At 58.6% G+C, this 7,615-nt stretch carries 6 protein-coding genes; 4 read left to right on the top strand and 2 right to left on the bottom strand.

The genetic code is table 11. From position 1 onward, the window contains the following. From Q0M74_RS12075 to Q0M74_RS12085, 3 genes are all read left to right on the top strand, one after another. On the top strand, positions 1 to 1,553 hold a 1,553-nt coding region (locus Q0M74_RS12075; protein WP_293954808.1), incomplete at its 5' end, for a VWA domain-containing protein. Then, positions 1,547 to 2,416 carry a macrolide 2'-phosphotransferase gene (locus Q0M74_RS12080; protein WP_293954810.1) on the top strand — a complete coding sequence of 290 codons (870 nt, stop codon included), beginning with the start codon at positions 1,547 to 1,549 and terminating at the stop codon, positions 2,414 to 2,416. The genes Q0M74_RS12075 and Q0M74_RS12080, both read left to right, overlap by 7 nt. A gap of 80 nt (positions 2,417 to 2,496) precedes the next feature. Then, complete coding sequence (locus tag Q0M74_RS12085; protein ID WP_293954812.1) at positions 2,497 to 3,732, top strand: DUF4185 domain-containing protein; 1,236 nt, start codon at positions 2,497 to 2,499, stop codon at positions 3,730 to 3,732. Here Q0M74_RS12085 and Q0M74_RS12090 read toward each other — a convergent pair. Next, a complete protein-coding gene (locus tag Q0M74_RS12090; protein WP_293954814.1) occupies positions 3,719 to 5,365 on the bottom strand; it encodes an ABC-F family ATP-binding cassette domain-containing protein in 1,647 nt (548 codons plus the stop codon). The two genes, Q0M74_RS12085 and Q0M74_RS12090, sit on opposite strands and share 14 nt — an antisense overlap. A gap of 79 nt (positions 5,366 to 5,444) precedes the next feature. On the opposite strand from Q0M74_RS12090, the gene Q0M74_RS12095 reads away from it, so the two are divergent. After that, positions 5,445 to 6,476: a tocopherol cyclase family protein gene (locus Q0M74_RS12095; protein WP_293954816.1), complete on the top strand. Its 1,032-nt coding sequence runs from the start codon at positions 5,445 to 5,447 to the stop codon at positions 6,474 to 6,476. Here the strand turns inward: Q0M74_RS12095 and Q0M74_RS12100 are convergent. Next, on the bottom strand, positions 6,471 to 7,615 hold a 1,145-nt coding region (locus Q0M74_RS12100; RefSeq protein WP_293954819.1), incomplete at its 5' end, for a helicase-related protein. The two genes, Q0M74_RS12095 and Q0M74_RS12100, sit on opposite strands and share 6 nt — an antisense overlap.

Below are 7,615 nucleotides of genomic sequence, written 5' to 3' on the forward strand. Positions count from 1 at the left end.
AGCTTAATAACTATGACTGGCAGTCTGCTGAGGCGCGGGAGAAATTTGAGCAGATCAAGGATCTGTTGGGCCGGGAGATGTTGGATCAGCAGTTTGCCGGCATGAAACAGGCCATGGAGGGCGCCACCGATGAGGATCGCGCTGCCATTGCCGAGATGCTGAAGGATCTCAATGAATTATTGGCCAAGCACCGTGCTGGCACTGACACCCCGACAGATTTCGCGGAGTTCATGGCTGAGCATGGCTCGAATTTCCCGGAGAATCCCCGTGACATCAATGAACTGATTGATGCACTGGCCAAGCGTTCCGCTGCGGCCCAGCGCATGCTCAACTCCATGTCTGATGAGCAGCGTCAGGAGTTGATGGAGCTTTCTGCCCAGGCTTTCGGCTCTGCTGAATTGATGGAGATGTTGGGGGATCTGGCGGATAATCTGCAGGATCTGCGTCCTGACCTCAACTGGTCTGGGTCGGAGGATTTCTCCGGTGAGCAGGGCATGGGACTGGGTGATGGTACTGGAACCATGCAGGACCTGGCTGAGTTGGATTCCCTGGCCGAGCAGCTGCGCAATGATCACACGGATCTTGATCTTGATGCCATCAATCGCCAGCTCGGCGATGATGCGGCCGTGTCTGCTGACATGCTTTCGCGTCTGGATAAGGCGATGCGTGACAGTGGTCTGTTGCGTCGCCAGGCAGATGGAACGCTGCGTCTGTCCCCGCAGGCGATGCGTCGTCTGGGTAAAACCCTGCTTGACAGCGTCTCCTCCCAGTTGACCTCCCGTAGTGGTTCCCGGGACTCCCGTCTGGCTGGTGCCAGCGGTGAACAGACCGGTGCCTCCCGTGCTTATGAGTTCGGTGACACCCAACCCTGGGATGTCACCCGCACCATCACCAACGCCATCCAACGCACCGCCGGATCAGATGGCCCCCTGAAGCTGGATATCAGTGATGTGGAGGTCGTGGAAACCGAGACGCGTACCCAGAATGCTGTGGCACTGCTGGTGGATACCTCTTTCTCCATGGCTGCTGAGGGCAGGTGGGTGCCCATGAAACGCACCGCCCTGGCCCTGCACCACCTGGTGTCCACCCGTTTCCGGGGTGATGAATTAGCCCTGATCAGCTTCGGCCGCATGGCCATGAGCATGGACATTGATGAACTCACGGCTCTGCCACCGGTGCAGGAACAAGGCACTAACCTGCACCATGCATTGCTGCTGGCGGAACGTTTCTTTGCCCGCCACCCCTCCATGCAGCCCACCTTGTTGATCGTCACCGATGGTGAACCCACCGCCCACCTGGAGGACTGGGGTGAAGCCTGGTTCAACTGGCCCACCCACCCGGAAACCCTGCGCAAAACCATCATCCAGTTGGATAAGATCACCCGGCGCGGTGCCCGCACCACCTTCTTCCGCCTCGGCTATGACCAGGGCCTGGAACACTTCCTCAATCAGCTTGCTGATCGTGTGGGCGGCAGTGTCACGGCCCCGGAACTAGATGACCTGGGTACCGCTGTCATCGGCGAGTACCTGAAATTTCGGGATCAGCCATGGTAGAGATCATGGAGCTGGCACGCGCCCACGACCTGGATCTTGATCCCGCTTCCCTGAACATCATCGAGATGGGTCTAGACTTCCGTGTTGTCCTGGCTACTGCCGTGGACGGACATGAGTGGGTACTACGCATCCCCCGGCACCCGACTGTGATGCAGCGGGCGGCGTCAGAAGCAGCAGTTCTCAAGGTGGTGGCCCGGCATCTGTCAGTGGAGGTGCCCAACTGGCAGATCCACACCCCGGAACTCATCGCCTATCCCCTGCTCCCCGGCACACCCGGTCTGGAACTGAATGACCAGGGGGAACCGATATGGAATGTCAATGTCTCCGCCCCTGCTTATGTGGATTCCCTGGCCCGGGTGATCGCAGAGATCCATGCCATTCCTGTCACGGCAGTCCCCCTCCCCCAACCCAGCCTGGAACAGGTGCGTGAGAACTGGCGGACAGACATTGACCGGGTAACAGCCCACTTTCCCGTTGATAATGCACTTCTCACCCGCTGGCAGACCTGGATTGATGATGCCTCCTACTGGCCAGGACACACGGTGCTCACCCACGGTGAAATCTATGCAGGGCACACCCTGGTGGACAACAGCCAGATCACCGGAGTGATCGACTGGACCACCGCCAGCATCAACGATCCGGCCCGAGATCTGATGATGCAACAGATGAGCGGTACACCAGAAAGCTTCGAGAGATTCCTGCGCCAGTATGTTGAGCACGGCGGACAGATCTGGCCCCGGATCAGAGAACACTGCCGGGAACTCAGCTCAACCGCCCCACTGGGTTTCGCACTCTACGCACTGGAGGTTGACAACCTCGAACTCAGGGAGACTGCAACCCAGTTACTCAATCCCACCACCTAGCTAAAACCCCTGCGCAACGCCCTGTCTGGTGCTAATGTTTCGGCTTGTTCCATCCCTACTTTCTGTGAAAAGAACAAGCCATGTACACCACCCGCATTCTCACCCTGGGTCTTGTCTGTGCGCTCAGCTGCGCCACACTCCCGATCGCCACCGCGCAATCATCCTTCTCCTCAGGTTCCTCCGGTTCCACCCGCCAGACAGACAGGCCCACCACCCCCTGGGCAAAGGACATCTCAGACGGGCTGGACGTCAACCTCATCGGCGATATCCTCGGACCAGGCATCTCCGACCACCTGGGTGTGGGAACAGGCGATCTGGGCATCATGGCGCCCCTGGACGAAGGTGAGGAATTCGCCATCATCTTCGGTGACTCCTTCCGCGGCAACAACTTCGGCCAGGGTGACTGGCTCAGCCCCATCGGCGTTGTTGCAGAAATGGACGATACCGGGCGCATCGTGATCACCCGCCCCCTCAATGACAGCCACCAGGTGGAACAACTGGTTGATTACTCCCACAATGCACGCGGACTGACCCTGCTGCCCTCTGATGTCATCAACATCAACGGCACCCTCTTCATGCAAGCCATGTGGAATGAAGGTGTGGGCAATGTCCTCCACACCCAGATCTGGCAATCCCAGGATCAGGGACGCAGCTGGGACAGTGTTGATACCATCCCCACCAGCTACCTGGATGGACAGGCCAACCTCATCACCTGGGAACACGACCCCGAAAACAACTGGGTGTACATGATGTCTTCAGAATTCAAACGACACGATGATGTCTACCTCACCCGATTCCGCCCCGATGATTTCAACCATCGTGCCTCCTGGGAGCACTACTCCGATGGAACCTGGGGCACCAACTACTCCCCCATCCTGGATGACCAGGTACGCGCCGGAGAGATGTCACTACGGCTCATCGACGGCCACTGGGTGTTGTCGATGTTCAATACCGAAACCATGGCCATTGAAATACGCATCTCCAAAGAGATCGAAAGGAACTGGAATGACATCACACCTGCCAACGTGGTCATCGCAGGACACGGCGGATGGGGTGCCGAGCAGACGCCAGGCAACTTCACCCAGCTCTACGGCGGCTACATCGCACCGGGTTCCACGCTGGATGATCTGGACCTGGTGGTGTCCCAGTGGAATACCGGCAACAACAGCCGGTACATGTCCACGCAGTTCAATGTGAAGGGCCTGGATACTTTCTTCGGCATCGATGCACCACAGGTCATGATGCGCACCTTCAACAACAATGTGGGTAACCAGGACGTCATCGAGGTGGAGCTGGTCAACACTAGAGTTCTGTGAGCTGGCCTGCCTCCACACGCCAGTGACGGTCCACCTTCACAGTCTCCAACATCCGGCGATCATGAGTGACCAGCAGAAGGGTGCCATCATAGGACTCCAGGGCTTCCTCCAACTGCTCAATCGCAGGAAGGTCCAGGTGGTTGGTGGGTTCATCCAGCACCAGCAGGTTCACGCCACGTGCCTGCAGCAGGGCCATCCCGGCGCGGGTGCGTTCACCGGGTGAAAGTTCATCTACGGCCCGGTGCACATGATCAGCGGTCAGGCCGAATTTGGCCAGCAGAGTGCGGACCTCACTGGTGGTCATCTCCGGGACGGCTGCCTCGAAGGAGTCCATGAGTGGGCTTCCACCGGCGAGGGTCTTCCTGGCCTGGTCGATCTCACCGATGTGGACGCCGGATCCCAGGCTGGCTGAGCCTTCATCTGGTGCCTGTTCACCCAGCAGGGCACGCAGCAAAGTGGATTTTCCAGCACCATTGGGGCCGGTGATACCGATACGTTCACCAGCATTGACCTGGATGGACACCGGCCCCAGGGTGAAGGTGCCTTGCTGGAATACCGCTTGATTCAAGGTTGCCACCACGGAACCGGAGCGGGGTGCTGCAGCAATGCTGAACTCCAGGGTCCACTCCTTACGGGGTTCCTCCACTTCTTCAAGCCTGGCGATGCGGCTTTCCATCTGACGGACCTTCTGCGCCTGCTTCTCACTGGATTCTGTGGCTGCCTTGCGCTTGAGTTTGTCATTGTCCGGGGCTTTCTTGATGGCATTGCGCACGCCCTGGCTGGACCATTCACGCTGGGTGCGGGCACGACCGACCAGGTCGGATTTCTTCTCCGTGAACTCCTCATACTTCTCCCGCGCCTGTCTGCGTAAGGTGGCACGTTCCTCCAGGTAGGCGTCATAGCCACCACCGAAGACACGGTTGGTGTCCTGAGCCAGATCAAGTTCGAGTACCTGGGTGACACAGCGTGCCAGGAATTCACGGTCGTGGCTGACCAACACCACACCACCGCGCAGACCCTGGACAAAGGCCTCCAGGCGTTCCAGGCCATCCAGGTCAAGATCGTTGGTGGGTTCGTCGAGAAGCACGATGTCAAAGCGGGAGAGCAGCAGGGCGGCCAGCCCCACGCGCGCCGCCTGACCACCCGAGAGGGAGGTCATCAATTGCTTGTCCACACCTTCCGGGCCGACATCAAAACCGAGGTCAGCTAATACGATGGGCAGGCGTTCATCCAGGTCAGCTGCACCGCTGGCCAACCAGCGGTCCAGGGCGGTGGCATAGGCATCGGCTGCGGAATCATCCTCGCCCAGGGCTGCCGCCGTTTCATCCATGTCATGGGTGGCCTGGGCGCAACCGGTGCGACGCGCCACATAGTCTGCGATGGTTTCACCCTCCACGCGCTCATGTTCCTGCGGGAGCCAACCCACAAAGGCATCCGCCGGAGCCAGGGACACGGACCCACCCTGGGGTTCATCAGCACCGGCCAGGAGTCGGAGCAGAGTGGATTTTCCGGCACCGTTGGCGCCCACCACTCCCACCACATCCCCGGGTGCGACGGTGAGATTGAGGGAATGGAATAAGGTGCGGTGGCCGTGGCCGCCAGCCAGATCGTGGGCCACGAGAGTTGCTGTCATGGGTGTCATTGTCGCACCCCCACAGCACCTGTGAGAAATGATGGCGCAGGTCACAGTGGTTGTGCTTGACTGGGGGGTCATGAGCCTATTGAGAAGCTACCGCGCCACAGGAGCTGACCTGCCCTTCGGCGACCCCCTGTCAGCACATACCGGTGTGGCCATGGAGGGGTATTTCTGGCGCATCACCGATGCTGAGGGTCGGGTGATCATCGCACTGTGTGGGGTGAATCAGGGTCCGGAAGGACCATGGGCCACCGTGGGTTTGGCTGCCTGGCCCACTGGTTTTCTCCGCACTGCAGCCCTTGAAGGCGCCTGGGCTGATCCGCATGGTCTGGGGGTGGAAGGTGGCAGCGGTGAATTTGAAGCTAATCGACGCCACCTACGCGTCAACCTGGGCGAGGATTCCCAGCTCAACCTACGTTTTGACGATCCCCTTCCCTGGCAGCATGGTGCGGTGGGTGGGTCCAGCATCTTCCAGATGGTGCCCGCACTCAATCAGTACTGGCATCCCTGGTTGCTGGTCGGGAAGGCCTCCGGCACCGCCATCGTGGGCGGGGAAACCTGGGAATTCACCGATGCGCAGGTCTATGCCGAGAAGAACTGGGGACGCGAGGGCTTCCCCGAATCCTGGTGGTGGGGCCAGGCACAGGGCTTTACAGAAACAGATGCCTGCGTGGCCTTTGCCGGTGGTCTGGTACACAGCGGGAAACTACGCACCGAGGTCACCGGACTGGTGGTCAGACTGCCCGGTGGACGCGTATTCCGGTTGGGCAACCCGGTTGTCAGTCCCGTCGATACGCACACCAATGATGAGCTCTGGCAGCTCTCGGGCCGAGGTTATGGTTGGAAGGTGGAGATCACCGCCACCGCCCCCCTGGATCATGCCTTCGTGCTACCTGTTCCCCTGCCCAGTGAACACCGCAATATAGCCGGTGACCTGGAACATCTGGCAGGTGAACTCTCCATCACCGTGCACAGGTTTGGGCGCCACGTGTGGTCAGGGAAAACAACATCGGCAGCACTGGAACACGGTGGATTGGACCGGGCCGCTGCAGAACTGCAACGCCGGGGGCTGGACCCCGGACTTAGCAGTGCCCCACCGGTGTTATAACTGAGGTGGGCTCAGATCAATCCGGAGCCATTCAACGTCCTCACCCAACATGCTGATCAGTTCATCCTGGCGCGGCTGCCCCATAACCAGGCGGTACGCGGCAAGAGTTTTCCGTAATCTCTCCAGATGTGCACTTTCTGCGCTGAGCGGCATCGTGGGGACATAACGCTCGATCTTGGCCCCACCTGGTGTGGACAACACCCAATAGGGATTAATGAGATCATCACCTTCCGGGCGAAATGACTCCGCAGCCTCAAACATCGATTTCCAGGGGTCACCACTCGAGGTGTTTACTTTCTCCCCATAGGCAGTTGCGATGTTCTTACGTACCGCATGCCCCTTATAGCGGTGTACCCTCCCCTCCCGCTGCTCGAGATCAACGGGGTTACCAGGAAGATTCCAATGGATCACCGCATGGCTATAGGTGTGGAAATCCAAACCCTCCTGACCAACAGAGGTACTCACCAGGACAAAAGGCCAGAAAGGGGAATTGAAACTGTCACGAACAGACGATACGCGCGCAGCTCCCTGCTCCTGAGAATGATTACTCCCAAAAGCTGTAGCAAAATGAGAGCGGATTTTCATCTGTGCCTTCTCCTCCTGGGACCCCGAATCCACAGAAACATTCAGTACATTGCTCGATGCAGACCGCAAAGCAACTGCACCGGAGATCTTTTCCGCAACACGGTTCGCCTGTTCAACCGCACCCAAATCCTGAAGTCCTTCAGACTCCACCAACATATGCGTATATTCATCAAGAACTGCCTGGAAATTTCCGTTGATCGCATAATGCAGGACTTTCCTCCAATATGGCAGCTCCTCCACCTCCTGGCTGATGATCGCCGCAATATCCGGCTGATTGAATACACTCCTGAACTTTTCAGCAACTGTAAAAGCTGCCTGACGGATACCGTGCTCAGTCATCGAAGCACCAGTGCGGGTCAGGGCTCTCAAAGCACAAACACCCGGTCCACCGATCGCCATCTCCGCCAGTACTCTTGCCAGATCAGAAGGTGCAGGATCATCACTGTCCAAGTTGAAAGCATAGGAAATCGTTTTTTTCAGGCCTTCTGAAGTTTTCTCCTTCCCCTGAGTATCCCTTTGTATTCTGATCCAGTTGCTGAGTCTGCTCTCAAATT

Origin of the sequence: uncultured Corynebacterium sp. (assembly GCF_945649885.1) — a bacterium.
In the GTDB taxonomy this organism is placed as follows: Bacteria; Actinomycetota; Actinomycetes; order Mycobacteriales; family Mycobacteriaceae; genus Corynebacterium.

Excerpts from the sequence above, each read along its gene's own strand:
- Q0M74_RS12080 (WP_293954810.1), top strand. The coding sequence starts at position 1,547 with ATGGTAGAGATCATGGAGCTGGCACGCGCCCACGACCTGGATCTTGAT.
- Q0M74_RS12085 (WP_293954812.1), top strand. The coding sequence starts at position 2,497 with ATGTACACCACCCGCATTCTCACCCTGGGTCTTGTCTGTGCGCTCAGC.
- Q0M74_RS12090 (WP_293954814.1), bottom strand. The coding sequence starts at position 5,365 with ATGACAGCAACTCTCGTGGCCCACGATCTGGCTGGCGGCCACGGCCAC.
- Q0M74_RS12095 (WP_293954816.1), top strand. The coding sequence starts at position 5,445 with ATGAGCCTATTGAGAAGCTACCGCGCCACAGGAGCTGACCTGCCCTTC.